We start from the raw sequence: 25,013 nt of genomic DNA, 5'->3' as shown, positions 1-25,013 counted from the left end.
TAGCGAAGCGTAATCGGACGATCGCGTAATTGGGTAATCGAGTATGTTGGGCTTCGCAGGCTCAACACCAACCCACCGATTGTGTAGGTTGTGGCTGAGCGTATCTCGTCTGTTGGGCTTCGCAGTGCGCCGCCGAAAAAGCGCAGGGCCGGAGGTTTCCCTGCGGCCCTGCTGGAGGCGGATATTATGCCCTTCGGTTGATCAGCTGGATTTGACGGTGACGAACTCGGGGTAGGCGTCGATGCCGCACTCGTGGACATCCACGCCCATCAGCTCTTCCTCTTCGCTGACGCGCAGCCCCAGAGTGGCCTTGAGCAGGCTCCAGACGATGAGGGAGGCACCGAAGACCCAGCCGAAGATGACGGCTGCGCCCAGCAGCTGGGCTGTGAAGGTGGCGCTCTCGTTGGTGAGGGGCACGACCATCAGGCCGAACAGGCCGCATACCCCATGCACCGAGATGGCGCCCACTGGATCGTCGATCTTCAGCTTGTCCAGGGTGACGATGGCGTAGACCACCAGGGCGCCGGCCAGCGCACCGATCAGCGAGGCGAACAGCGGGCTGGGAGAGGCCGGGTCGGCGGTGATGGCGACCAAGCCACCCAGGGCGCCGTTCAGTACCATGGTCAGGTCGGCCTTGCCCCAGGTGAGTTTGGTGACCAGCAGGGCGCCCACCACGCCGGCGGCAGCGGCGGCGTTGGTGTTGACGAACACGGTGCCGATGGCGGTGGCGTCAGCCGCGCTGGAGAGCGCCAGCTGGGAGCCGCCGTTGAAGCCGAACCAGCCCATCCAGAGGATCAGGGTGCCCAGGGTGGCCAGCGGCAGGTTGGAGCCCGGGATCGGGTAGATCTCGCCGTGCTTGCCATATTTGCCGCGACGGGCCCCGAGCAGCAGCACGGCGGCCAGGGCGGCAGAGGCACCCGCCATATGGACGATGCCGGAGCCTGCGAAGTCGGAGAAGCCCGCCTCGCTCAGGAAGCCGCCTCCCCAGGTCCAGTAGCCTTCCATCGGGTAGATGACGCCGGTCATGACCACGCAGAACAGCAGGAAGGACCAGAGTTTCATCCGCTCGGCCACAGCGCCCGAGACAATGGAGGTGGCGGTGGCGACGAACACCACCTGGAAGAAGAAGTCGGAGTGCAGGGAGTGACCGGCGTCATCGGCCTGGCTGCCGAGCAGGCCGCCGAAGCTGGGCAGCCAGCCCCCTTCGCCGTTGTTGACGTACATGATGTTGTAGCCGACCAGCAGGAACATAATGCAGGCGATGGCATAGAGCAGGATGTTTTTGGTCAGGATCTCGGTGGTGTTTTTGGCGCGCACCAGACCCGCCTCCAGCATGGCGAACCCGGCGGCCATCCACATCACCAGTACGCCCGAGATAAGCAGATAAAAGGTATCGAGTGCATAACGCAGCTCTGAAACCGATGTGAGCAACTCTTCCATGTTGTGTTCCTCGCTTCCTGTTGGATCAAAGGGCTTCTGCGTCGGTCTCGCCGGTGCGAATGCGCACCGCGGCCTGCAGGTCATAGACGAAAATTTTGCCGTCACCGATCTTGCCGGTGTAGGCGGCTTTGCAGATGGCTTCGATGATCTGCTCGACATTCTCGCTCAGAGTGGCGATCTCCAGCTTTACCTTGGGCAGGAAATCCACTTGGTACTCGGCACCGCGATAGAGCTCGGTATGTCCCTTCTGGCGGCCGAATCCCTTGACCTCGGAGACTGTCAGCCCCTCGACCCCGAGGTGGGCGATGGCTTCGCGAACGTCATCCAGTTTGAATGGCTTGATGATGGCAGTGATCAGTTTCATGGCTTTTCCCCAATCCGTGGTGGTTCAGCAAGATAAAGGCAATTATTGCGCCACAATTTATTTCCCTTTTTATTCAAGGGCTTATTTTAAATTCCCCGCTATTGCCATCCAGCTCAACCCAATTTGGGCAGGGCTGCGCCAACCCAGCGCCCCAGAATGGTGCATTTTTTGCTCTGGGTGAAAAGGTGACGCGGGCTGCATGAGCCGCATAATGTGGCGACCGCTGGCAGATAGTGTGCGGCCCTTTTGCATGGGCACTGACACAATGCCGTGACAACCCATCATTTTTGCTGAGTGCAGCAACGGGGATGCAAGCATCTGCCATTGGCGGGGGCTGTCTGTTGTCCGATATCGGGTAGCAATCGCGATTCAATAGAGGGGTGGAGCGGGTGTTGCTTTTATTGCCGGATGCGGGCAAAAGAAAAGGGCGTTGCTATCAGCGCCGCCCAATGCCAGGAAAGAAAAAAAACCTTGCGGTTTAAAAGCAAAAATTTGGAAGCAAACAATCGATTTCTCAACCAGGAAGGGTTTTGAATTCGACGCTCTCGATTATGCGCGATGTTCTATGCAGCACTAGTAAAATGTTTTTAGGTTGAAAGATATGCACTGTCAGGTGTCATATTTTGCGACCTTGCTGCTTAACTGGTCTGTCCTGATGGGTGTTATAGGTGTTTTTTTCTCCTCTGTGTTTTTTAGGTGTCAATATCTGAGCCCTGAAGGTAACAACAGGTCAGAAGCTGACTCGGCATAACCATGCAATGAAAGTGCGATAACAAGGAAGAGTGGCATGACCTACAGCCAGACCCTGGCCAACAATATTCTCGACACCCTGAAGAAGACCCTGACTGACAAGGGGATCCGCTATCAGACCCTGGCTGAGGCGATGGGTGTCTCCATCGCGACTGTGAAGCGGATGATGAACAAGCCCTCGCTGCCGTTCGATACCCTGCTGGAGATCTGCCATCTGGTGGGGCTCTCGTTCGAGGAGCTGCTGGACAAAACCCAGGATGCCCAGAGCCGCCGCGCCGTCTTCACTCAGGAGCAGGACGAGGCGTTTCACAACGAGCCGGGGCTTTATGCTTTTCTCGCCAATATCTTCTGGCGTGACAAGACGCTGATCGATCTCAAGCGGGAGTACAGTCTGACCGATGCCTCCTGCTACCTCTATCTGCGCAAGCTGGAGAAACTCGGCATCTTGCAGTTGGGTATCGACAACAGCTACCACTTCCTCATCAGTGAGCGGATCAGCTTCGAGCAGCACAGCCGTTTTGCCCGTCAGCAGGCGCGCCAGGCGATGTCGGTGCTGGGGGAGTATCTGGTGGAGAATATGCACAAGTCGAACAACTATATGGCGCTCTGCCAGTTGCACCTCAACGAAGGGGAGGCGATGGCGCTGATCGATCGAATGAAGGAGTACTGGCATCAGGAGATCAAGCTCAACCGCCCTGCCATCGGCCAGCAGGAGCACGCCAAGACCTACACAATGTCGCTGCAGCTGGCCGACTGTGGCTATCAGAGTTTCGACGACCTGATCCCCAATATCGACAACTGATCCTGGCGGATCCTGCGGGATCCGCCATCTTGGCTGGAGCCTAATCGGCGAGCCGGGTTTGTTGCAGCTTGCCTGCGAGCGGCTGCAATGCCCGCGTATCCAGACAAATGCGGATGGCATCGGGGCGCCAGTGTTCGATATCGCAATCCACCAGGGCCCCCTTTTCATCGTAATTGACCCGCACCAGCCGCAGCACAGCGCTGCCCTGTGCCAGGTTGAGGGCGCGGGCTATCTCTCCCCGCGCCGCCGAAGGGGTGATCTCGAGACTCGCCCAGCCTTGGGCTATACCATAACGCTGCCGGTAGAGCTCGGTAAGGGAGCTGGCCAGCGGCGCGCTGGCGATATCGGGAAAGCGGTTCGCCAGCAGATGGTGGCTGACGTGGAGCACAGGGCGAGCGTCGATAAGGCGCAGGCGGCGGATCTCATAAAGTGGAGTGAAGGGTTCCAGCCCCATCCAGTGACACAGTTCGCTGCTGGCAAGCGCACAGCCGTGAGCCAGTACCCGGGTTTCGGCGGTGCGCTGCTGCTCGCCAATCCACTGGTGAAAGTGGGTGTGGATGGCGGGATCGTAGGTGAGGCGGGGCGGTGCCACAAACCAGCCGCGCCGTTCGGCCCGATAGATAAGACCATCTGCCTCGAGGCTGGAGAGCGCCTCCTTGATGGTGATGCGGGTGGTAGCAAAACGCTCGCTCAGGGCTCGTTCGGCTGGCAACTGCTGCCCGGCCGCCAGCTGGCCGCTGCCGATATAGCGGCGCAGGGTCTGGCAAATCTGCTCGCACTTGGAGGCGCGGCCATCTGCCGCCACCCGTTCGTTCAACCTCGGTTCAATCACGCTCATATCCCTGTCGCTCATTCTGGCTGTGCGGGCTGGCTTAGCCCTTGCTGGAATAGTCCAGTCTCACTGGGGTTCAGAGTTGTAACCGCTGTGGATGACAGCTGCGTGACAGGGTAATTGTCATGAAATTGCCATCAAAGTGCCCCACCGCCGTCATATTTCCCCTCTAGCATCCCTCTCGAACCTTAACTGACCTAGTCCAGAAGGATGGGATGATGAAAAGCGTGATCGCAAGTGCACTGGCCCTGGTGGCCATCAGTCAGCCGCTCTATGCTGCCGAGAATATCGCGGATCTCGAAAAGGCTGCCCGCGGCGAGGGCCAGCTGTTCAGTGTCGGCATGCCTGACAGCTGGGCCAACTGGAAGGATACCTGGCAGCAGCTCGGCAGCATCTACGGCATCAAGCATCAGGATACCGACATGAGCTCGGCGCAGGAGATCGCCAAGTTCGCCGCCGAGAAGGCCAATGCCACCGCCGATATCGGCGACGTGGGCGGTGCCTTCGGTCCGGTGGCGGTCAAACAGGGTGTTACCCAGCCCTATAAACCCTCCACCTGGGCCGACATTCCCAACTGGGCCAAGGATGCGGACGGTCACTGGATGCTGGCCTATACCGGCACTATCGCTTTCCTGATCAACAAGGATCTGGTCAAGGCGGCCCCCACCAGCTGGCAATCCCTGTTGGGTGGTGACTACAAGGTGACCCTGGGTGATGTGGGCGTCGCTTCTCAGGCCAACAACGGCGTGCTGGCGGCGGCCTATGCCACTGGCGGCAGCGAGAAGAACCTGAAACCTGCGCTGGAGCTGTTCGGCCAGCTGGCCAAGCAGGGTCGTCTCTCCCTGAACGACCCCACCATCGCCAATATCGAGAAGGGTGAAGTGGAAGTGGGGGTGCTGTGGGACTTCAACGCCCTCAACTACCGCGACAAGATCGACCCCAAGAAGTTTGAGGTGGTGATCCCGAGCGACGGCTCCGTCATCGCCGGTTACACCACCATCATCAACAAGTGGGCCAAGCACCCCAACGCCGCCAAGCTGGCGCGGGAATATATCCTCTCCGATGCCGGTCAAATCAACCTGGCTCGTGGTTACGCCCGCCCCATCCGCAGCAACGTGACCCTGCCGGATGACGTGAAGGCCAAGCTGCTACCGGCCGAGCAGTATGCCAATGCCAAACCGGTCAGCGACCATGCCGCCTGGGAGCAGAGCTCCAAGGCCCTGCCGCGCCAGTGGCAAGAGAACGTCATGATCCACATGCAGTAAGGTGAATCCGGTGCAACACAAGGTAATAGTGGTACTTGTGGATGGCCTGGCAGCCGAGGTAGCCCACACCATGGGCTACCTCGGTGGTATGGTGGAGGCCGGACGTGGCCTCTACACGACCCTCGACTCGGCCCTGCCATCCCTCTCTCGCCCTCTCTACGAGTGCATCCTGACCGGCGTGCCACCGGTGGCGAGCGGCATCACTCACAACGGAGTGAGTCGCCTCAGTCAACACGAATCCATCTTCCATCTGGCTCGCACCGCAGGCAAACGCACCGCGGCGGCGGCCTACCATTGGGTGAGCGAGCTTTACAACAGGAGCCCCTGGCTGGCGGCCCGCGATCGCTTTACCCACGACGAGCAGTTGCCGATCCAGCACGGCTGCTTCTACTGGGATGACCACTACCCCGACAGCCATCTGCTGATGGATGGCGAGTGGCTGCGCAGCCAGTACGATCCCGATTTTCTGCTGATCCACCCGATGGGGGTGGATGATGCGGGGCACAAGTTTGGTCTCGATTCCCGCCAGTACCGCAACCAGGCGCGCCGGATGGACAGCCTGCTGGCCGATCTGCTGCCCCAGTGGCTGGTGGAGGGGTATCAGGTAGTGATCACCTCGGATCACGGCATGAACAATGATCTCAGCCACGGCGGCACCCTGCCCGAAGAGCGCCTGGTACCGCTCTGGCTGTTTGGCGAGGCTTTTATCGAGCGCTGGCCGGATGGGGTGGTGATCGTCCAGACCCAGCTCTGCGCCCTGATGGCGGATCTGCTGGGCATTCCCCACCACAAGCCGGTGGCTCCCCCGCTGCTCAAGGCAGCCTTTTTGCGCGAGGTGCACTGATGATGCCTGCCACCACCGAGATCCTGGTGGATCAACCCGTGGCCACCCAACGCCAGACACGCCGCCAGTGGCTGCCTGCACTGGTGCTGCTGCCGTTTGTGCTCTTGATGATCCTGTTCCAACTCGCCCCCATGGTGTGGGTTCTGGTGGGCAGTTTTCAGACCCCCGATGGCTGGGGACTCGGCCATTACCGCGAGATTTTGAGCTCTCCCTTCTACCTGCAATCCTTCACCAACTCCTTGCGCATCGCCGGTATCAGTAGTCTGGCGGGGCTGGCCATCGGCACCCTCGGGGCGGCGGCGCTGCGCCACAGCGGCGAGCGGGTCAAACGGGTGCTGCTGGCCTTTGTGACCATGACCGGCAACTTCAGCGGGGTGCCGCTGGCCTTTGCCTTTATCATCATTCTCGGCATCAATGGCGCCATCACCCTGCTGCTCAAATCCTGGGGATTGATCGACGGCTTCAACCTCTACTCGGGGTCGGGTCTCATCCTCATCTATACCTACTTCCAGATCCCGCTCGCCCTGCTGCTGCTCTATCCGGCGTTCGATGCGCTGCAGGATGAGTGGCCGCAAGCGGCCGCGCTGCTGGGGGCGAGCAAGCGCCAATATGTGTGGCATGTGGCGCTGCCGGTGCTGACGCCTGCGCTGCTCGGCACCCTGATCATCCTGTTTGCCAACGCGGTGGGGGCCTATGCCTCTGCCTATGCCCTCACCACCGGTAACTTCAATCTGGTGACCATCCGGGTGGCCAGTCTGGTCTCCGGCGATATCTTCCTCGAGCCCAATATGGCGGCGGCGCTGGCGGTGATCCTGATGGTGCTGCTGGGGGTGGTAACGGCCGCCAACCAGTGGCTGCTGAAAAAGAGCTATGTGAACAAGGGGCAATCCCATGCATGATTTGACGCCGCGCTGGCCCAAGTGGGTGTTGGGTGGGCTGGTCGCCACCCTGCTGCTGCCGCTGCTGGCCACGTTTCTCTACTCCATCTCTACCCGCTGGGGGGCGACCCTGCTGCCGGATGGCTTCACCCTCGACTGGTATCTCAAGCTGTGGGGCGACCCGCGCTTTCTGGCGGCGTTTGGTCGAAGCCTGTTGGTCTGCTTCGCCACCCTGCTGCTGGGGACCCTGGTGCTGGTGCCGACCGTACTGGTGGTGGCCTACTACTTCCCAAAGCTGGATCCCTGGATGAACCTGTTGATCCTGCTCCCCTTCGCGGTGCCACCTGTGGTCTCGTCAGTGGGGCTGCTGCAGATCTACGCCGATGGTGTCCTGCCCATTATCGGCACGCCGTGGATCCTGATTGGCACCTGGTTCACCGTGGTGCTCCCCTTTATGTACCGGGCGCTGGCAAATAGCCTGCAAGGGGTGCCGCTCAGGGATTTGATGGATGCCGCCCACCTGCTGGGGGCGAGTAGTCGGCGCGCCTTCTTGCTGGTGGTGATCCCCTGTCTGCGCAAGGGGCTGCTGGCGGCGCTGTTTCTCTCCCTCTCCTTCCTGCTCGGCGAGTTCGTGTTTGCCAATATGCTGGTGGGCACCCGTTACGAGACCCTGCAGGTCTACCTCTACAACATGCGCGCCACTTCTGGCCACTTCACCAGTGCGCTGGTGATGAGCTACTTCCTGCTGACCCTGCTGCTCACCTGGGCGGCCAACAGATTTCATCGGTGATCCAAGATGTTTCATTTAGAAGTCAATCAGTTGCACAAATCCTACGGTGATACCCCTGTGTTCGAGGGGATCGAATTCGGCATTCGCAAGGGGGAGCTGGTGACCCTGCTCGGCCCCTCCGGCTGTGGCAAGTCCACCCTGCTGCGGGCGCTGGCCGGGCTCACTCCGGTGGATGGCGGTCAGGTGTGGGTGGCCGGTGAAGATATCACCTGGCAGGCACCCCAGAAGCGGGGCATCGGCATGGTGTTCCAGAGTTATGCGCTGTTCCCCAACATGACGGTGTGGGACAACGTTGCCTTCGGCCTCAAGATGAAACCCCAGCCGGGGCGGGAGCTGGCCGCCAGCGTGCAGGAGGCGCTTGAGCTGGTGGAGCTGATCGGTTTCGAGCGCCGCTATCCGGCCGAGCTCTCCGGCGGCCAGCGTCAGCGAGTGGCGCTGGCCCGGGCGCTGGTGGTGCAGCCACGGATCCTGCTGCTGGACGAGCCGCTCTCGGCGCTCGATGCCCGCATCCGCCGCAGCCTGCGCCAGCAGATCCGCGAGATCCAGCAACGCCTCGAGCTCACTACCATCTTCGTGACCCACGATCAGGAGGAGGCGCTCACCATGTCGGACCGGATCTTTCTGATGAACAAGGGATCCATCGTCCAGAGCGGCACGCCGGAGGAGATCTATACCCGTCCCGCCAGCGAGTTTGTGGCGGGCTTTATCGGCAACTACAACCTGCTTGGCGCCGAGCAGGGCAAGTCGCTGTTCGGCCCCCGTTTTCAGGGCAAGCTGGCGCTGCGGCCAGAGTCCATCACCCTGTTGCCAGCCGGGGCAACCAGCAGCGAGCCCAGCCTGCCCGGCATCATTCGCCAGCAACAGCTGCTCGGTAACGTGATCCGCTATCAGGTGGAGTGCGAGGCGGGGCTGTTGACGGTGGATAGCCTCAACCGTTCGGCTGGCGATCTGCTGGCCACCGGCAGCGTCGTGACCCTGGTGGTGGCCCGGGATCAACTCTGTGAGGTAGCATGACGCCTCGTATCATTTTCGTTGTTATCGCAAGGAGAGCTCATGGCACTGGCACTGTTTGATCTGGATGAAACCCTGATTGCCGGGGATTCTGCCAGCCTCTGGCTGGCGTACATGGTGGCCGAGGAGCTGGCCCCCGCCAGCATGATCGCTGAGGAGCAGGCCATGATGTCCCTCTATCATCAGGGCAAGATGGACATGCACCAGTACATGGCTTTCACCCTGCAACCGCTGGCGGGCAAGACGCGCCAGTGGCTCGATTCACTCTCTACCCGCTTTGCCGAGCAGGTGCTGCGCGAGCGCCTCTACCCCGAGGGGTTGGCGCGTATCGAATGGCATCGGGAGCGGGGCGACGAGCTGGTACTTATCTCCGCCTCCGGCGAGCATCTGGTGGCCCCCATGGCGAAGATGCTGGGGATGGATCACTGTGTCGCTATCCTGCTCGATGAGGAGGAGGGGATGCTGACCGGCCAGACCCGCGGCACCCTCAGTTTTCGCGAAGGCAAGGTGGCCCGCATCAACCAGCTGTTTGCCGGGCGCGATCACCTTTGGCAGGGGAGCTTTGGCTACAGCGACTCCCATAACGATCTGCCCATGTTGCGGGCGGTGAGCCATCCCCACGGGGTCAATCCGGCCCCCACTCTGCGCCAGCAGGCCGAGGAGCTGGGCTGGCCGGTGTGGGAGTGGCAGCGCTGAGTTATCGCGGGAAAACGGGATAAAGCAAAGAGAGAGGCGATTGCCTCTCTCTTGGTTTTGGTGTTCCGCTGGCATCACACTTCCACTTAATGGGCATGCCGTCGAGTCTGATCGAGGTGAGGAGGGGGGTCTTCGTTCATCAGGTCGCTGACACGGCTCTGGGGGAAGCAGATGCGGTTTTTGCCCTCCCGCTTGGCTTGGTAAACTCCGCTGTCAGCCAGCTCCACCAGCGCCTTGGCCGAGAGTCCTGAGTAACTGAAGGCTACCCCGCCGCTGATGGTGACGGTGAGGCCGGGCTCACGCCATTCCAGTTTTTCGACTGCCAGCCGAAACGTCTCCAGCAGGGAGGCCATCTCGTGCATCGGCATCTCCAGTCGGAAGATCAGCACCAGCTCTTCGCCGCCGTAGCGGCAGAACCAGCCCCACTCGTGGAACAGATTCATGCCCAGCTTGCTCACCCGCCTGAGTACCACATCACCTGTCTGGTGGCCGAAGGTGTCGTTGACCTGCTTGAAGTTATCCAGATCGAACATCGCCACCCCGAAGGGGGCGCCACTGTTGAGCTGCTGCTGCAGGCACTCGTCGAAGAAACGGCGATTGTAGAGGCCGGTGAGCTTGTCCTGATGGGCTTGCTGGCGGATCTGGGCAAAGTCCTGGCTGGCGGCATCCATCTCTTCATAGACCTTAGCCAGCTCCAGCATGCGGCTGCCGTTGTAGGCGATACCGCCGGAGCGGCTGGCGCGGATCAGCTGGGTGATCTCCCCCAGCATCCGGCGGAAGTAACGGGACCAGAGCAGGGCCAGCAGCAGATAGAGAGTGCAGGCGACGGCAATCATCAGCTGCACGTTGATGGAGACGCTGTCGATCACCTGTTGCATGCTGGCAGTCGGCTCGACGCTGAGCAGGATCCAGCGCTGCTCGGGGATGCGGTAGTAGGAGACCATCAGGCCGCTGGCATCATCGAGGAAAAAGCCCTGCGGCTGTTGCATCCGGGCCAGCCAGTCGGGGTGAGCGAGGGGTTTGAATACCCGCTCGCGATCCGAATGGGCCAGCACCAGTCCGTCATGGTTGAGCAGGATCTGATAGCCAGCCCCCAGGGGGTGAGTCTCATCATGCTTGTTGTTGAGCCAGCTGGCGAGGGGGGTGAGCTGGGTATCCAGCGATAGTACGCCGACCCGCTTGCCGTCAGGATCTTCAATCACCCTGGCCAGCGCCATGGTGAGAGTGCCCAAGGTGTAGTCGTAATAAGGATCGGTCCAGACAATCTGTCCGGGATGGCTGGCGGCCAGCAGATACCAGGGGCGGTTGCGGGGATCAAACTGCTCGTCGGCCTGCCAGGAGGGGTGGATCAGCATCTGGCGTTGTTCGGTGCCCACATAGACGTAATCGAGACTCATCACCTTGTGGTAGGCGCGCCAGGCTTGCAGATAGTATTCCCCGTTGCGGATCGTTGGGCCGTTGAAATCCTGATAATTTACCTGCTGATAAATAAGCGTAAACTGACGTTCCAGGTTTTCGAGATAGGGCTCAAGCAGGGTGTGGAAAAACTGGGTGTTGCGAGCAATCAGGTTCTGTTGCTGCTCGTGGCGCAGGGTGCGTTCCATATGCAGGTAGTAGACGGAGCCCAGCAGTAGTACGGGAATGAACAGCAAGACTAAACCCAGGCGCATTCTGGCGATCAGGGACCAGGTTTTTCGCGGGGGGCTGGGAGGCATGACCACATCCTTTTCGGCTCGAGTGACTCCAGCATATATGATGACACCCGGCTCGTCTAAAGGCAGAACATGAGATTGTTACCATGCTGAACCACACTCTGCTCTTCATGGCGCATTACAGCAGCATGGTGGTGCTGAGCCTTGCCCTCGGTGTTGAATATCTGATCTTTCATCGCGGCCTGAACATGCTGCGGGTGCGCCGCCTGCTGCTGGCAGATGGGGTGGCGGCGCTGGCACTCTTCTCCATTTTTGCCAGCGGTTGTTTATTGGCCCTCGAGCATGCCAGCCCGGTGGCAGAGCTCTTTGCCCATCCGGCTCACGGGATCAAAGTAGGGCTGTTTCTGCTGATGGTTGGCACTCTGGACTATCCCAGTCGTCTCTTCTATCGCTGGCGCCGCGCCCTGCGGCTGGGCAAGGCGCCGATGATCTCCAGCCAGCAGCACGTTTGGGTGATCTGGATCCTGCGGGGCAATCTGCTACTGATTGCCCTGCTTGTCGTGTTGACAAAACAGCTGTCGCGCTAAAGACAAGGGGGTAGAGAGGCGGGTATCTTGGATCGGATAACCCGTCACGCGCCGATTTAAGGAAGAATCGCCATGCGCTCCAATCTGATGTTGCTGATGGCCGCCACCATCTGGGGTATGGGCTTTGTCGCCCAGCGCCTCGGGATGGATCACATGGGGCCCTATACCTTCAATGGGCTGCGCTTTCTGCTCGGCGCCCTCTCCCTGCTGCCGCTGCTCTGGTGGCTCAAATCCCGACAACCAATGGCTGCCACGGGCGACCAGCGCCAACTGCTGATCGGTGGTGTGCTGGCCGGGCTGGTGCTGTTCTGTGCCGCCTCCCTGCAGCAGGTGGGGCTGCTCTATACCACCGCCGCCAAGGCCGGTTTCATTACCGGGCTCTACATCATTCTGGTACCCCTGCTTGGTCTGCTGCTGCGCCACAAGACAGGGAGCAATACCTGGTTTGGTGCCGTTATCGCGCTGGTCGGTCTCTATGTGCTGAGCGTCACCGACGAGTTCACCATCGGCTACGGTGATCTGTTGCAGGTGATAGGGGCGCTGTTCTGGGCGATCCACCTGCTGCTGGTGGATCACTACTCCAACCGGGTTGCTCCCATCAAGCTCGCCGAGGTGCAGTTTGTGGCCTGCTCAGCCTCGCCACTGCCTTTGTTATCGAAACCCCGACTGTTAGCGGCGCCGTGGCCGGTTGGCAGGCGCTGCTCTATGCCGGGCTGGTGTCGGTCGGGGTGGGTTATACCCTGCAGGTGCTGGGGCAGCGGGGTGCCCATCCGGCCCATGCCGCCATTATCCTCAGTCTGGAGACGGTATTTGCCGCGGTCGGCGGAGTGTTATTGCTGGGTGAGATCCTGGACGAGCGTGCCATCGCCGGTTGTGCCCTGATGTTGGCGGGGATGCTTATCTCTCAAATCCGGCTGCGCTGGTGGTGGAAGTCGCGTCGGGACAAGGCACCGGCAGATAGCCTCTGAACAGGGTCTTGGCTAGTTTGAACGATCCGGATGCAAGAGGGCCCCGCAGTGCGGGGCCCTCTGTGTGGACGAGCGGTGATCAGGCCTCCAGCGCCTGATCCAGATCCGCCAGAATGTCCTCAATCGCCTCGATCCCCACCGACAGCCGGATCATCTCCGGTTTGACTCCTGCCTTGGCTTGCTCCTCCTCGCTCAGCTGGCGATGGGTGGTGGAGGCCGGGTGGCAGGCCAGCGATTTGGCATCGCCGATGTTGACCAGCCGTTTGAAGATCTTGAGCGCATCGTAGAAGCGCACGCCCGCCTCGTAGCCATCCTTCAGTCCGAACGAGAGGATGGCCGAGGGGCGACCGGCCATGTACTTCTCCGCCAGCGGATAGTGGGGATGATCCGGCAAGCCGGCGTAGCTGACCCAGGCCACTTTGGGGTGCTGTTTGAGGTGGTGGGCAACCCGCAGAGCGTTATCCACGTGGCGCTCCATCCGCAGGCTCAGGGTCTCCAGCCCCTGCAGCAGCAGGAAGGCGTTCATCGGCGCCAGCGCCGCGCCGGTATTGCGCAGGGGCACGGTACGCACCCGACCGATAAAGGCGGCCGGGCCAAAGGCCTCGGTATAGACCACCCCGTGGTAGGAGGGTTCGGGTTTGGTCAGCTGTGGGAAGCGCTCGGCGTGATCCGCCCAGGGGAACTTGCCCGAGTCGACGATGACGCCACCCAGCGAGTTGCCGTGGCCGCCGACATATTTGGTCAGGCTGTGCACCACGATGTCGGCACCGTGTTCGATGGGTTTGCACAAGACCGGGGTGGCGACCGTGTTGTCGACGATAAGCGGCACGCCACGGGCGTGGGCCACCTTGGCGAAGGCGGCCAGATCGACGATATTGCCCGCCGGATTGCCGATGCTCTCGCAGTAGACCGCCTTGGTCTTGTCGTCGATCAGGGCTGCAATGGCCTCGGCGCTGTCATCCTTGGCGAAGCGCACCTCGACCCCGAAGCTTGGCAGCATGTGGGCAAACAAGGTGTAGGTGCCGCCATAGAGTTGAGGGGTGGAGACGATGTTGTCACCGGCGGCGGTCAGCGCCTGAATGGCGTAGGTGATGGCGGCGGAACCTGCCGAGACCACCAGGCCAGCGATCCCCCCTTCCAGCGCGGCCATCCGCTGCTCCAGCACATCGTTGGTGGGGTTCATGATGCGGGTGTAGATGTTGCCGGGCACCGCCAGATTGAACAGGTCCGCCCCGTGCTGGGCGCTCTCGAACTCGTAGGCCACCGTCTGGTAGATGGGCACGGCGACCGCCTTGGTGGTGGGGTCGTTGGCAAAGCCGTGGTGCAGGGCCAGGGTCGCATCTTTCATCACACACTCCTTGTTGGATGTCATCATAATACGGATGGATAGACGTCCAATCTATCAGGCTGATGGCCGATGTAAACAGGCAGATCTGTGGCATCTATCAGAGTCGGCGACGGTACTCCTTGTCATCGATCTGGTGCATATCCCACTGCATCAGGCGGTTGAGCTGCTGCATGGGATCCTCGATGAGCGCCAGCGGGCGCGGCAGGATCCGCTTGAAGTAACGGCGCAAGGTCTGCTGGATCCGGTTCGGTTTGAGGGGGTTGGCGTGGCTCATGATGGTGCTCCTCTGCTGTGGTTCTCACGTTCGCCAGCAGTATTGAGCTAAAATGCGGAAGTAAAAACTGATGACTTACAGCAACAGGATTTCCTCTTTTATGCCGACCGGTCGCCTCTATCAGCAATTTCAACGACTCGCCCAGCTGCTTGGCAGCGACGAGCGGGAGATCAGCCTCGCCGAGGTAGCAGACCTGCTCTGCTGCACCCCGCGCAACGCCCGCCTGCTGCTGCGGCGGATGCAGGATCAGGGCTGGCTCAGCTGGTCGGCGGAAGCGGGGCGGGGGCGGCGCTCCCGGCTCACCCTGCTCGACAGTCAGGAGAGCCTGATCCGGCGCCGCTTGCGGGATCTGCTCAGTCAGGGCCAGCTGGCGCAGGCGGTGCGGCTGGCCGAGGATCGCCTCGATCTGCTCACCCCGCTGCTGATCGAACAGCTCGGTCAGGCCACCCGGGAAGGGCGCCAGATCCTGCGGGTTCCCTACTACCGGCCGCTGCCGCAGTTGCTGCCCACCGGCCCGATGCGCCGCTCCGAAATTCACCTGAGCCGCCAGATCTTCAACGGCCTGACCCGGCGAAATGAGGAAAATGGGGAAATCGAAGGGGATCTCGCCCACCACTGGGAGTGTCTGGGCCCCTGTCACTGGCGCTTCTATTTGAGGCCGGCGGTGCGTTTTCACCACGGCCGCGAGCTGGGGGTGGAAGATGTGATGGAGAGCCTGCTGGCCCTGCGGGATCGCCCGCTATTCGCCCATCTGGCAAGGCTGGAGAGCCCCTGGCCGCGCACCCTGGATCTCTATCTCGACAGCCCGGATCCCTGGCTGCCCCACCTGCTTGCGGAGCCGGTGGCAACCATCTTGCCGCGGGAGCTCAAGGGGGAGCCAGGCTTTGCCCTGCAACCGGTCGGCACCGGCCCCTATCGGGTCGCCGCCAACGATCCCCTGCACCTATGTCTGACTGCCTTCGACGACTACTTCGGCCTGCGCGCCCTGCTCGACGAGATCGACATCTGGATGCTGCCGGAGCTGGCGGAGCGGCTGGAGACCCATCTGCAACTTGGCCGTGACCGCCCTGAGCTCGGCACCATGCGCGGCGAGTCGGAGTTGGAGTCGGGCTGCTACTTCCTGCTGCAGGACGATCGCTCCGGATCCTTGCAGGATCCCGCCCTGCGCCAGTGGCTCGGCCAGTTGCTCAATCCGGTCGCCCTGATGGGGCGGGTCGCCCCCGAGTTGCAACGGGGCTGGACCAGCGCCCTCGGTCTGCTGCCCCACTGGCGCGAAGCGCTGCCCGCGCCCTTGCCCACACCGGCGCAGTTGCCGACGACCTTGGCGCTCGCCTGCTTCAACCAGCATCTGGAGTTCAACGAGTGCGCCAACGCCATGAGCAGCCTGCTGGCCGAACAGGGGATCCGGCTCGAGGTACGCACCCTCGAGTACGGCCGCTGGGTGAGTGGCGAGGATGAGGATGTGGATCTCTGGCTCGGCACCCTCAACCTCGAACATGCCGGCCCCTTTGCTTCCTACGCCTGGTTGCAGGGCACCCCCTTGCTGCGCAAGGTGTGGGGCAGTCAGCATGAGCTGTGGCAAGGGTTGATGCAGTGGCGGGCCAGCGGTGCCGAGCCAGGCCCCCGCGCCCTGCTGGCAACTGTGCAGCAGCAGAGCTGGTTTGTACCGCTGTTTCACCACTGGCTGGAGCTGGAGAGCCGGGTCGGCGTGCACGGGGTGCGGATGACCGCCCTCGGCTGGTTCGATTTTCGCAGCGCCTGGCTGCGGCCCGAGCTGGCCAGCCGCTAGGCAAGCACTGGGCAGCCTTGTTGTCAAAACACTCAAAGCCGCCAAAAACGCAGGGGGATCACAGATAGCGTCATGGGCATGTGCCATGCTGTTTCAGGTTATGGACAGCAGAGCAAATGAGGAAAACGATGAGCAATAATTCAGACAGTTCCGCAGGAAAATGCCCGGTCATGCACGGGGGAACCACCTCCGTCGAGACGTCCAGAATGGCGTGGTGGCCGAAGAGCCTCAACCTCGACATTCTTCATCAACACGATACCAAGACCAATCCGCTGGGGGCCGGCTTCAACTATCGGGAAGCCTTGAAGGGGCTCGATATGGCGGCCCTCAAGCAGGATGTGACCGCCCTGATGACCGACAGTCAGGAGTGGTGGCCCGCCGACTGGGGCCACTACGGCGGCCTGATGATCCGCATGGCCTGGCACTCGGCCGGGACTTATCGCATCGCCGATGGCCGCGGCGGTGGCGGCAGCGGCAACCAGCGTTTCGCCCCGCTCAACTCCTGGCCGGATAACGCCAACCTCGACAAGGCCCGCCGCCTGCTGTGGCCCATCAAGAAGAAGTACGGCAACAAGATCAGCTGGGCCGATTTGATCATTCTGGCGGGCACCGTGGCTTATGAGTCCATGGGGCTCAAGACCTTCGGCTTCGCCTTTGGCCGCGAGGATATCTGGCATCCGGAGAAGGATATCTACTGGGGCTCGGAAAAAGAGTGGCTGGCGCCCAGCGGCAAGCCGGGTGGTCGTTACTCCGGCGAGCGGGATCTGGAAAACCCGCTGGCGGCGGTGATGATGGGGCTTATCTACGTCAACCCGGAAGGGGTGGATGGCCAGCCCGATCCCCTGAAAACCGCGCAAGATATGCGAGTCACCTTCGCCCGCATGGCGATGGATGATGAAGAGACAGTGGCACTGACCGCCGGTGGCCACACCGTCGGCAAGGCTCACGGCAACGGCGATGCCAAACAGCTTGGCCCCGAGCCGGAAGGGGCCAGCCTCGAGGAGCAGGGGCTCGGCTGGATCAATCACCACAGCCGCGGCATCGGCCGCAACACTGTGACCAGCGGCATCGAGGGGGCCTGGACCACCCACCCGACCCAATGGGACAACGGCTACTTCGAGCTGCTGTTCAAGTACGACTGGTGGTTGCAAAAATCACCGGCGGGGGCCCATCAGTGGGAACCGATCAATATCGCCGAAGAGGATATGCCGGTGGATGTGGAGGATCCGTCGATCCGCTGCAAACCCATGATGACGGATGCCGACATGGCACTCAAATTCGACCCCGAGTATCGCAAGATTGCCGAGCGTTTCCGCGATGATCCGGCGGCCTTCTCCGACGCCTTTGCCCGCGCCTGGTTCAAGCTGACCCACAGGGATATGGGGCCGAAGAGCCGCTATGTCGGCCCCTATGTGCCGACAGAAGATCTGATCTGGCAGGATCCGGTGCCTGCCGGACGTGCCGATTATGACGTGGCGGCGGTCAAAGCCAGGATTGCCGCCAGCGGCCTCTCCATCAGCGAGCGGGTGAGTACCGCCTGGGACAGTGCCCGTACTTTCCGTGGCTCCGACAAGCGGGGCGGTGCCAACGGCGCCCGCATCCGGCTGGCGCCGCAGAAGGATTGGCCGGGCAACGAACCGGCGAAGTTAGCAAAGGTACTGGCGGTCTATGACAAGCTGGCGGCCGAGTGTGGCGTCAGCGTCGCGGATCTCATCGTGCTGGGGGGCAACCTCGCCATCGAGCAGGCTGCCCAGGCCGCCGGAGTGACGGTGAGCGTGCCGTTCGCACCGGGCCGGGGGGATGCCACTCAGGCCCAGACCGATGTGGCCTCGTTCGAGGTGCTGGAGCCGCTGGCCGATGGCTTCCGCAACTGGCTGAAGCAGGACTATGTGGTGACGGCGGAGGAGCTGCTGCTGGATCGCGCCCAGCTGATGGGGCTCACCGCCTGCGAGATGACGGCGCTGGTGGGCGGGATGCGGGTGCTTGGCACCAACCACGGCGGTACCGGGCACGGGGTCTTTACCGACCGGGTCGGGGTGCTCAGCAACGACTTCTTCGTCAACCTGACCGACATGGGCTACCAGTGGCTGCCGAAAGCGAGCAATCTCTACGAGATCCGCGATCGCCGCAGCGGCGCGCTGAAGTGGACGGCCACCCGGGTGGATCTGGTGTTCGGCTCCAACTCGGTGCTGCGCGCCTATGCCGAGGTCTATGCCCAGGATGACAACAAGGAGAAGTTTGTCTGTGACTTCATCACCGCCTGGAACAAGGTGATGAATGCGGATCGCTTCGATCTGCTCGGCTAGTCCCCAAGCCGTTTGGTTATCTGCACCAGCCCCGCACAGCCAAGGTGTGCGGGGCTTTTTACTGCCCGCTTTTCTGTGCAGCCCTACAATCCGCCGCGCTGTGACACCCGTTGGCCGGTATCGCTGGGGCGCTGGCATCCCTGTGCTTGGGCCAGCTGTATCATGTAACATGCTGATCCGCTGGTGATGCCCGGCGGCCACCCATTGGCCACTGATGTCCCATGAACGGACAAGGACAGAAACAAAGAGACAAGGAGTCAACTCATGCTGGAAATGCAGATCCAACCCCGCTTTCAAGAGACGGATGCCCTCGGCCATATCAACAATACGGTGCCGGCGGTCTGGTTCGAATCGGCGCGGGATCCCCTGTTTCGGATCTTCTCCCCTGAGCTGGATGTGCATAACTGGCATCTGATCATCGCGGGCTACACAGTGCAGTTCAAACGGGAGCTGTTCTACGGCCAGCCGGTCACCATCAAGACCGGCGTGCGCCGCATCGGTACCAGCTCATTCACGGTCTGGCAGGAGGCCTGGCAGGGCGGCGAACTGGCCGTCACCGCCGAAACCACCCTGATCCACTTTGACTACCGAGCCCGCCAATCCCTGCCCCTGAGCGATGCTCACCGGGAAGGGTTGCGGGCCTGGCTGACAGAGAGTTAACCACGGGCCGGATGGCCCATCACAGGAGTGTTATGTACAACTCAATGCGCAACACAGCGATCGCGCTGACCCTGGGATTCTGCTCCCTCCCTTCTCTGGCCGCTTCTCTCGCCGAGCAGTTCTCTCTGATGGATAAGGGGGCCGCGAGCGCCCTCGATACCCGTCAATTCAGCCATGACGGCGTCGATATCAAGGCCTGGATCGATGGTGCCCCTGTTATCATCGCCGTGCCCATCATGAACGAGCTGGGCAAGCTGGAAGGGGAGAGTCGCTACTACTTCAAGGGCGGCAAGCTGTTCGGGGTCAAAGAGCCCGCCGCCCAGTTTGCCTTTGACGACAGCGGCAAGCTGACCCAATGGCTGGACGAGAAGGGGCAGCCCGCCGAGTTCGTCAGCAAGATGAGCATGCAGCAGCGTCAGGCGTGGCTCACCAAGCGGGCCGCCGAGCTGAGCAAGTTGTTTGTGGTGAGCGCGGCCGAACGGAAGGCGGCCAAGGGGGGCGTCAAGCTGAAGGGGGCGGATCTCGCTCACTGGCTCTGCAACGGCAAACTGATGGATCTCGCCCACGGCGACAAGGTGATCTTCGAGCAGGAGAAGCTGAAGATTGGCAAGCAGGGGATCGAGGGAGAGGTCTCCTTGCGTCAGGAGAAGGGGTGGCAGGAGCTGAACCTCAAGTGTGAGGTGCAGGGCACTCAGGTGACCCGCCTCACCTGGCAGCCGCTGCCGGGTGGCAACAAGCCGCAATAAGCGCAGCAGCAAGGGGGCCCATCGCGGGCCCCCTTCTTATTCGGCTTGTGGCTCCCCCAGCTTGAGCCGGGTGAGCGCCTCAACCCGGCGCCACTGTCCGGGCTCGAACCAGCGCGCCAGCAGATCGGGCTGCTGTGTTGCCCGGGCCTCGTTCGGCAGTTGCCTGAGCTCGGCCAGAAAGCCGCTGAGCTGTGCGTCGAATTCCTGCCGGTTCTGCTCCAGCTGGCGCATCCGATCCACCGCTTCCGGTCCTCCCGTCTCCAGCAGCAAGGCATCCCGTTTGGCCGGTTCCACCAATGCCAGATCTTGTAGCTTACCCAGCAGGCGGCTATTGGCCTCGGCCTCCTGAAACCAGCTCGGCTGCTCCGCCAGCCAGAGATCCAGCTCGCTGGTCAGCTGCGACTTGTCGCTGTCTCGCGCTTCTGCCACGGCTTTGCGGCGCAGGGTCAACTGCTCCATCAGTCGATCCTCGGCAAACAGTTGCCCCTGCTCGGCCGGGGTGAAACTTTGTTGGCGCAATTGCTCCCTCTCGTCGAACAAGATCTGCAGGTTGGCGAGGGTGATCTCGGTGGGTACCGTCAGGCTGCTCTGGGCGGAGACAAAGGTGCGATAGCGCGCCTGCAGGGCATCGGCGGCCTCCTGCTCGGGATCGTGCGGGTGGCTCTGGGCATGCTGGCTGGCTTGAGCGGGGGATGAGCCTGCCGTTGGTTCGCTGGGCCAGAGCAGCACCCCGCCAAGCAGCAGAGTGATGGCGCAGGGCACGGCGAGCAGGGTGACTATCTTCATAGCCCCAGCCCCTTAAGACGGTTGGCGTGCTGGCGATAGAGAGTGACCGGATCGGTTTCGAACAGGTGATGGATGCCGAATGACTGGTTCACTTCATCGAGATGGTTCATCCGGTAATGCGTGCCGATCACCTTGCCGAGGTGGCTGCTGCAAACCCCGACCAGTCCATCATTGGGCTCTTTGAAAAAGGCACCGGTCAGCACTAGTGCAGGATCTACCGGATCCAGCAGATTGGTCAGGTTGCTGCGTCCGCTCCAGGAGAAGTAGTAGACGCCATTGCTGGCCCGCATCGGCCCCTCACCGCAATAGCGGCTGGGCAACCCCTCCGGGTAGCGCAGGTTGAACTGGTTGGCTCCCTTGCTAGTGAGCGCATCGAGGGCTGCGACCGGATCTTGCGGCAGCTGGCTCCCGCCCGAGAGCAGTGAAATCACCCCGGAGAGAGCGTGGGCAGCCGCGGCGGCCAGCTGCTCGGCGGCGCTGCCGGGGGCCGCATTGGCCCGCACCAGATCGGCAATCTCGGAGCCGTAGTTGACCCCGCCGACGCTGGTGGCGGAGGCGACCAGAGCGGGGGCGACCGAGGCGACATAGCGGATGGTAGGGCTGCCGTGGGAGTGGCCGATCAGGTTGACCTTTTCGGCGCCGGTGGCTGCCAGCAGCAGTTCAATCTGGGCGAGCAACTGCTCCCCCCGTTGCTCCGAACTGGCGGTGGCCGACACCTGGGCCACGTAGACTTTGGCACCATCCCGGCTCAGGGCCTGGGGAATGCCGTAGAAGTAATCGACCCCGAGCAGCTGGTCGAAGCCGAACAGGCCGTGCACCAGCACTATGGGGTGGCGGGTCTGGGTATATCCGCTGGCGTGCGCCAGCATGGGCAGGGTGCAGAGCAGCACCAGAAGCCATCTTTTCATCATCAGCATCCTTGTTGATTCATGAGGAACAGATTGTGTGGCGTACTCCATGTTCGCCGCTGCCAGTATGGAGGCTGATTGAAAAACTGGGTGTGAGAGGGATCGCAACTCAGGATTCAAAGGAGATTGCACTGGGGCACGGCGTGAAGGGGGAGGTTGATCCTCCCACCTTGCGGCCTTATTGCCACTCCACCAGTTGATACTGCTTCTTGCCCCGGCGCAGCAGCAGGTAGCGGTCAAACAGCCGATCATCGGCACTCAGCTGTTCATCCTGCTTGAGCACACCATTGAGGCTGATGGCCCCCGCCGCCAGCAGTTCGCGGGCGATGCGCCTGGAGCTAGCCAGACCGCAACTGACCAGCAGGCTGACCAGATCGGTCTCACCGCTGACGGTGCTGCTCGGCATGCCATCCTGCGCCAGCTGGGCCAGATCGCTCTCGCCGAGACGGGCCACATCGCCGCTAAACAGCAGCTCGCTGATGCGCTGCACCGCCGTCAGCGCTGCCTTGCCGTGCACCAGTTCGGTCAGCTCGTTCGCCAACACCTGCTGGGCCTGCTTGCGCCCCTGCCGCTTCGCGTCTTCCGCTTCCAGCGCATCAATCTCGCTCAGCGACATAAAGCTGTAGTAGCGCAGGAAGCGGTAGACATCCTCATCCGCGGTGCCGAGCCAGAACTGGTAGAAGGCGTAAGGGGAGGTGAGCGCCGGATCGAGCCAGACCGCGCCCCCCTCGGTCTTGCCGAACTTGGTGCCGTCTGCCTTGGTGATAAGGGGCAGGGTCATGCCGTGCACCTGCGCCTGATGGAGGCGGCGGGTGAGATCCATGCCGCTGGTGATATTGCCCCACTGATCGTTGCCGCCAATCTGCAGGGTGCAACCGAGCCGCTGGTTGAGCACCGCAAAGTCGTAGGATTGCAGCAGGGTGTAGGAAAACTCGGTGAACGATATGCCCTGATCCGGGCGGGCCAGCCGCTGGCGGACGGACTCTCGCGCCAGCATGGCATTGACCGAGAAGTGCTTGCCGATATCCCGCAGAAAGTCGAGGGCGGACATCTGCCCCATCCAGTCACCATTGTTGACCAGTCGCGGGGCCGACAGGCCCTCATCGGCGGGCAGCAGTGCCCTGATTTGGGCAGACAGGCTGGCGACCCAACCCTGTACCGTGTCGGCACTGTTTAGGCTGCGCTCGGTCGCCTTGAAGCTGGGATCGCCGATAAGGCCGGTCGCCCCGCCCACCAGCGCCACCGGGGTGTGGCCCGCCAGCTGGAAGCGGCGCAGCATCAAGAGCGGCACCAGATGTCCAATATGCAGGCTGCCGGCGGTAGGATCGAAGCCGCAGTAGACGGTACGCGGGGTGGCAAGATGATCGGCCAGGGCCGCGGGATCGGAATTCTGGGCCACCAGGCCGCGCTCGGTCAGCTCATCGAGCAGGTGGGGGTTGATCATGGGTACTCCAACAGCAGGGGGAAAAGCCCACATCCTCGCCGTTCTGGCTGGGGGCGGACATGTCCCCTGAGGGACAGTTTTGCCACTCTTGTGCTAGCATTCCCTTCTTGTGAGACGTTGCTCCCTGCTACCGGAAACCCGCCCATCATGAACCAAGCACTCGCCACAGAGGCGTTGACCCGCAGCATGACCGAAGTGGTCGATGCCCTGCACAGCAGCGCCTTTGCAGCGGCGCTGGTGCGATTGATCCAGCAGCAGGTGGCGTTTGATTGCGCCCTGCTGCTGGGGGGGGGGCAGCGGCCCATCTACCTCTACGACAACCTCAATCATCAGCGGGCTCTGCTGTTTGATCGCTACCTCACCAGCCACTTCAGTCAGGACCCCTTTATGCAGGCGCTGGAGCTGGGCTTGCCTGCCGGCGTCTGGACCCTGGCGCAGGTCTCCCAAGGGCGGCTCGATCCCGAATATCGCCACCACTTCTATCAGGCCACCGGCTGGCAGGAGGAGGTGGGGTTGATCCTGCCGGTGCGGGACGGACTGACCTTGATGCTGTTTCTGGGGCGTCTGGACAAGCGCAGTACCCTCAGCCGTGACGAGCTGGCGAGGCTGGAGCAGCTGTTCCCGCTGGTACATTCGCTTTGTCGTCAGCACTGGCGGCAGGAAGTGCTGCTGGCGCAGAGTCCGTTACAGCCAGGCAGCGCTGAAGTCAGGGTGGCCGTAGCGCAGGCCATCGCCAGCGTAGGAGGGGATCGGTTGACTCGTCGGGAACGAGAGGTGGCGGGACTACTGTTACAGGGGCTCGATACCGAGGCCATTGCCGCACAGCTCGGGATTGGCAGCGGCACGGTGAAGAATCACCGCAAGCACCTCTATGGCAAGTTGCGGCTCCATTCGCGGGCCGAATTGTTTCGGTTTTTTCTCAATCATTTGATCACGACCCCTGTGTCGACCGATGTTGAGTCAGGGGCCTGAGCGATTTACTCGATGCGCAGCAAGGGCTCCTGCTCTTTGGGCAGAATACTGAGCAGTTGGTAGCGATCCATCAGCTGCCGGTATTCACTGCTGAGGCGCACCTTGTCCAGTGCCTGTTGCAGTCTGGCAACCTGCTTTTTGTCCGCTCTCGGGTTAAAGGCAAAGCAGTTGTCCTGCTCTGCCAGAATCGCAACGGTGACAAAATCCTCGCTGGGGAAACCCAGCGCCTTGGCCTGATGGCGCAACATAACCTCGTTGCCCGCCACCAGATCGGTGCGCGCCATGATGAGCTGGCGCACCACCTGCTCCATGCGCTCCACCGCCATCATATTGCCCGGGCTGATCCCGCGATTGAGCAGCAGCTGCTCCCCCACATCCGCCTGCATCACGCCGATCTTCAGCTTGGCGAGATCCGCTGTGCTAGCCACTTTGGGGGCATCCTGCTTGCGGCCGATCAGCGACACTCGCGAGTGGCTGATGGGGCAGACCCAGAGAAAGTGGGGGTCTCGCGCTTTGGTGCGCGCAGTGGTAAAGAGCATGGCTTCGGGTTGTTGGGTCAGCAGATACCACCCGCGAGCCCATGGTAAGAAATGGATTGGTTGCTCAGGTTCCCCCAGCTCGAGCCACATCAGGCGCAGCAACTCGACCGCCAGTCCGACCGGCTGACCATTTTTATCCTGGCCATTGAGCGGCATGTTTTGCTCCGAATAGTAGATAAAGGCGGGAGCTGGAAGCGCAACAAGCAACGTGAGTAAGGCGAAAGCAGAGAGCAGGCAACGCATGGTGCACTCCTTGTGCGGGTAGTTACCTAACAGTCTATGTGGCCTTTGTCATAAGGTCATAATCCGGGAGTGGAATAAAAAACAGACCGCCTAGCGGCGGCCTCAGATTGCTGAAGAAC

The 25,013-nt window shown here is 61.8% G+C and carries 23 protein-coding genes and 1 pseudogene; 14 read left to right on the top strand and 10 right to left on the bottom strand.

What is annotated here, in order from left to right; translation table 11 throughout:
• Nucleotides 1-201: 201 nt before the first annotated feature.
• Together BN1117_RS05365 and glnK are read right to left on the bottom strand one after the other, a co-directional pair.
• Nucleotides 202-1,440 (bottom strand): ammonium transporter, encoded by a 1,239-nt coding sequence (locus BN1117_RS05365; protein WP_040095474.1) that lies wholly within the window; start codon nucleotides 1,438-1,440, stop codon nucleotides 202-204.
• 25 nt (nucleotides 1,441-1,465) lie between these two features.
• Complete coding sequence (gene glnK / locus BN1117_RS05360; protein ID WP_040095472.1) at nucleotides 1,466-1,804, bottom strand: P-II family nitrogen regulator; 339 nt, start codon at nucleotides 1,802-1,804, stop codon at nucleotides 1,466-1,468.
• Nucleotides 1,805-2,591: 787 nt separating this feature from the next.
• Here glnK and BN1117_RS05355 point away from each other — a divergent pair.
• On the top strand, nucleotides 2,592-3,356 hold the full coding sequence (locus BN1117_RS05355; protein ID WP_040095471.1) for a helix-turn-helix domain-containing protein: 765 nt from the start codon (nucleotides 2,592-2,594) through the stop codon (nucleotides 3,354-3,356).
• 40 nt (nucleotides 3,357-3,396) lie between these two features.
• Here the strand turns inward: BN1117_RS05355 and BN1117_RS05350 are convergent, their stop codons facing one another.
• Nucleotides 3,397-4,209: a UTRA domain-containing protein gene (locus BN1117_RS05350; protein ID WP_040095469.1), complete on the bottom strand. Its 813-nt coding sequence runs from the start codon at nucleotides 4,207-4,209 to the stop codon at nucleotides 3,397-3,399.
• A 197-nt stretch (nucleotides 4,210-4,406) separates the two neighbouring features.
• On the opposite strand from BN1117_RS05350, the gene BN1117_RS05345 reads away from it, so the two are divergent.
• The 6 genes from BN1117_RS05345 to BN1117_RS05320 are packed head-to-tail and all read left to right on the top strand — an operon-like array spanning nucleotide 4,407 to nucleotide 9,672.
• On the top strand, nucleotides 4,407-5,453 hold the full coding sequence (locus BN1117_RS05345) for an ABC transporter substrate-binding protein (RefSeq protein WP_040095467.1): 1,047 nt from the start codon (nucleotides 4,407-4,409) through the stop codon (nucleotides 5,451-5,453).
• Between the two features lie 10 nt (nucleotides 5,454-5,463).
• Nucleotides 5,464-6,297 carry an alkaline phosphatase family protein gene (locus BN1117_RS05340; protein ID WP_040095479.1) on the top strand — a complete coding sequence of 278 codons (834 nt, stop codon included), beginning with the start codon at nucleotides 5,464-5,466 and terminating at the stop codon, nucleotides 6,295-6,297.
• On the top strand, nucleotides 6,297-7,196 hold the full coding sequence (locus BN1117_RS05335) for an ABC transporter permease (protein ID WP_040095465.1): 900 nt from the start codon (nucleotides 6,297-6,299) through the stop codon (nucleotides 7,194-7,196). Before BN1117_RS05340 ends, BN1117_RS05335 begins: the two co-directional genes overlap by 1 nt.
• The gene (locus BN1117_RS05330) at nucleotides 7,189-7,965 is read left to right on the top strand and encodes an ABC transporter permease (RefSeq protein ID WP_005355251.1); all 777 of its coding nucleotides are present in this window, start codon (nucleotides 7,189-7,191) and stop codon (nucleotides 7,963-7,965) included. The genes BN1117_RS05335 and BN1117_RS05330 overlap by 8 nt, the downstream gene beginning before the upstream one ends.
• 6 nt (nucleotides 7,966-7,971) lie before the next feature.
• Nucleotides 7,972-8,979, top strand: a complete 1,008-nt coding sequence (locus BN1117_RS05325; RefSeq protein WP_040095464.1) for an ABC transporter ATP-binding protein — start codon at nucleotides 7,972-7,974, stop codon at nucleotides 8,977-8,979.
• A gap of 39 nt (nucleotides 8,980-9,018) precedes the next feature.
• A complete protein-coding gene (locus tag BN1117_RS05320; protein WP_040095462.1) occupies nucleotides 9,019-9,672 on the top strand; it encodes an HAD family hydrolase in 654 nt (217 codons plus the stop codon).
• 86 nt (nucleotides 9,673-9,758) lie between these two features.
• Here the strand turns inward: BN1117_RS05320 and BN1117_RS05315 are convergent, their stop codons facing one another.
• Entirely contained in the window at nucleotides 9,759-11,387 is a 1,629-nt protein-coding gene (locus tag BN1117_RS05315; RefSeq protein ID WP_052441427.1) for a diguanylate cyclase, read from the bottom strand.
• An 83-nt stretch (nucleotides 11,388-11,470) separates the two neighbouring features.
• Here BN1117_RS05315 and BN1117_RS05310 point away from each other — a divergent pair, with 83 nt between their 5' ends.
• The gene (locus BN1117_RS05310; protein ID WP_040095460.1) at nucleotides 11,471-11,911 is read left to right on the top strand and encodes a DUF2214 family protein; all 441 of its coding nucleotides are present in this window, start codon (nucleotides 11,471-11,473) and stop codon (nucleotides 11,909-11,911) included.
• 72 nt (nucleotides 11,912-11,983) lie between these two features.
• Nucleotides 11,984-12,879 (top strand): annotated as a pseudogene (locus BN1117_RS05305) (DMT family transporter).
• 79 nt (nucleotides 12,880-12,958) lie between these two features.
• Here the strand turns inward: BN1117_RS05305 and BN1117_RS05300 are convergent.
• Complete coding sequence (locus tag BN1117_RS05300) at nucleotides 12,959-14,227, bottom strand: O-acetylhomoserine aminocarboxypropyltransferase/cysteine synthase family protein (RefSeq protein ID WP_040095458.1); 1,269 nt, start codon at nucleotides 14,225-14,227, stop codon at nucleotides 12,959-12,961.
• A gap of 97 nt (nucleotides 14,228-14,324) precedes the next feature.
• Nucleotides 14,325-14,501, bottom strand: a complete 177-nt coding sequence (locus BN1117_RS19365) for a hypothetical protein (protein WP_156129887.1) — start codon at nucleotides 14,499-14,501, stop codon at nucleotides 14,325-14,327.
• Between the two features lie 100 nt (nucleotides 14,502-14,601).
• Between BN1117_RS19365 and sgrR the strand changes: the two genes are divergently transcribed.
• From sgrR to BN1117_RS05280, 4 genes are all read left to right on the top strand, one after another.
• Nucleotides 14,602-16,290: an HTH-type transcriptional regulator SgrR gene (gene sgrR / locus BN1117_RS05295; protein WP_040095457.1), complete on the top strand. Its 1,689-nt coding sequence runs from the start codon at nucleotides 14,602-14,604 to the stop codon at nucleotides 16,288-16,290.
• A gap of 128 nt (nucleotides 16,291-16,418) precedes the next feature.
• Complete coding sequence (gene katG, locus BN1117_RS05290) at nucleotides 16,419-18,596, top strand: catalase/peroxidase HPI (RefSeq protein WP_040095455.1); 2,178 nt, start codon at nucleotides 16,419-16,421, stop codon at nucleotides 18,594-18,596.
• A gap of 264 nt (nucleotides 18,597-18,860) precedes the next feature.
• Nucleotides 18,861-19,256 carry an acyl-CoA thioesterase gene (locus BN1117_RS05285; protein ID WP_040095454.1) on the top strand — a complete coding sequence of 132 codons (396 nt, stop codon included), beginning with the start codon at nucleotides 18,861-18,863 and terminating at the stop codon, nucleotides 19,254-19,256.
• Between the two features lie 44 nt (nucleotides 19,257-19,300).
• On the top strand, nucleotides 19,301-20,002 hold the full coding sequence (locus tag BN1117_RS05280; protein WP_040095476.1) for a hypothetical protein: 702 nt from the start codon (nucleotides 19,301-19,303) through the stop codon (nucleotides 20,000-20,002).
• A gap of 36 nt (nucleotides 20,003-20,038) precedes the next feature.
• On the opposite strand, the gene BN1117_RS05275 is transcribed toward BN1117_RS05280, so the two are convergent.
• From BN1117_RS05275 to tyrS, 3 genes are all read right to left on the bottom strand, one after another.
• Nucleotides 20,039-20,788 (bottom strand): lipase secretion chaperone, encoded by a 750-nt coding sequence (locus BN1117_RS05275; RefSeq protein ID WP_040095452.1) that lies wholly within the window; start codon nucleotides 20,786-20,788, stop codon nucleotides 20,039-20,041.
• Nucleotides 20,785-21,696 (bottom strand): lipase family alpha/beta hydrolase, encoded by a 912-nt coding sequence (locus tag BN1117_RS05270; RefSeq protein WP_040095450.1) that lies wholly within the window; start codon nucleotides 21,694-21,696, stop codon nucleotides 20,785-20,787. Before BN1117_RS05270 ends, BN1117_RS05275 begins: the two co-directional genes overlap by 4 nt.
• Nucleotides 21,697-21,874: 178 nt before the next feature.
• Nucleotides 21,875-23,140, bottom strand: coding sequence for a tyrosine--tRNA ligase (gene tyrS / locus BN1117_RS05265; RefSeq protein ID WP_040095448.1), 1,266 nt, complete (start codon nucleotides 23,138-23,140; stop codon nucleotides 21,875-21,877).
• A gap of 147 nt (nucleotides 23,141-23,287) precedes the next feature.
• Between tyrS and BN1117_RS05260 the strand changes: the two genes are divergently transcribed.
• The gene (locus BN1117_RS05260) at nucleotides 23,288-24,112 is read left to right on the top strand and encodes a helix-turn-helix transcriptional regulator (RefSeq protein WP_040095447.1); all 825 of its coding nucleotides are present in this window, start codon (nucleotides 23,288-23,290) and stop codon (nucleotides 24,110-24,112) included.
• 5 nt (nucleotides 24,113-24,117) lie between these two features.
• Here the strand turns inward: BN1117_RS05260 and BN1117_RS05255 are convergent, their stop codons facing one another.
• Nucleotides 24,118-24,894 (bottom strand): substrate-binding periplasmic protein, encoded by a 777-nt coding sequence (locus BN1117_RS05255; protein WP_040095445.1) that lies wholly within the window; start codon nucleotides 24,892-24,894, stop codon nucleotides 24,118-24,120.
• Between the last annotated feature and the right edge of the window lie 119 nt (nucleotides 24,895-25,013).

The sequence above is a fragment of the Aeromonas australiensis genome, from assembly GCF_000819725.1.
GTDB lineage: Bacteria > Pseudomonadota > Gammaproteobacteria > Enterobacterales > Aeromonadaceae > Aeromonas > Aeromonas australiensis.
Note: the sequence above shows the minus strand (reverse complement) of the source record. Positions and strands in the feature narration are given on the sequence as shown.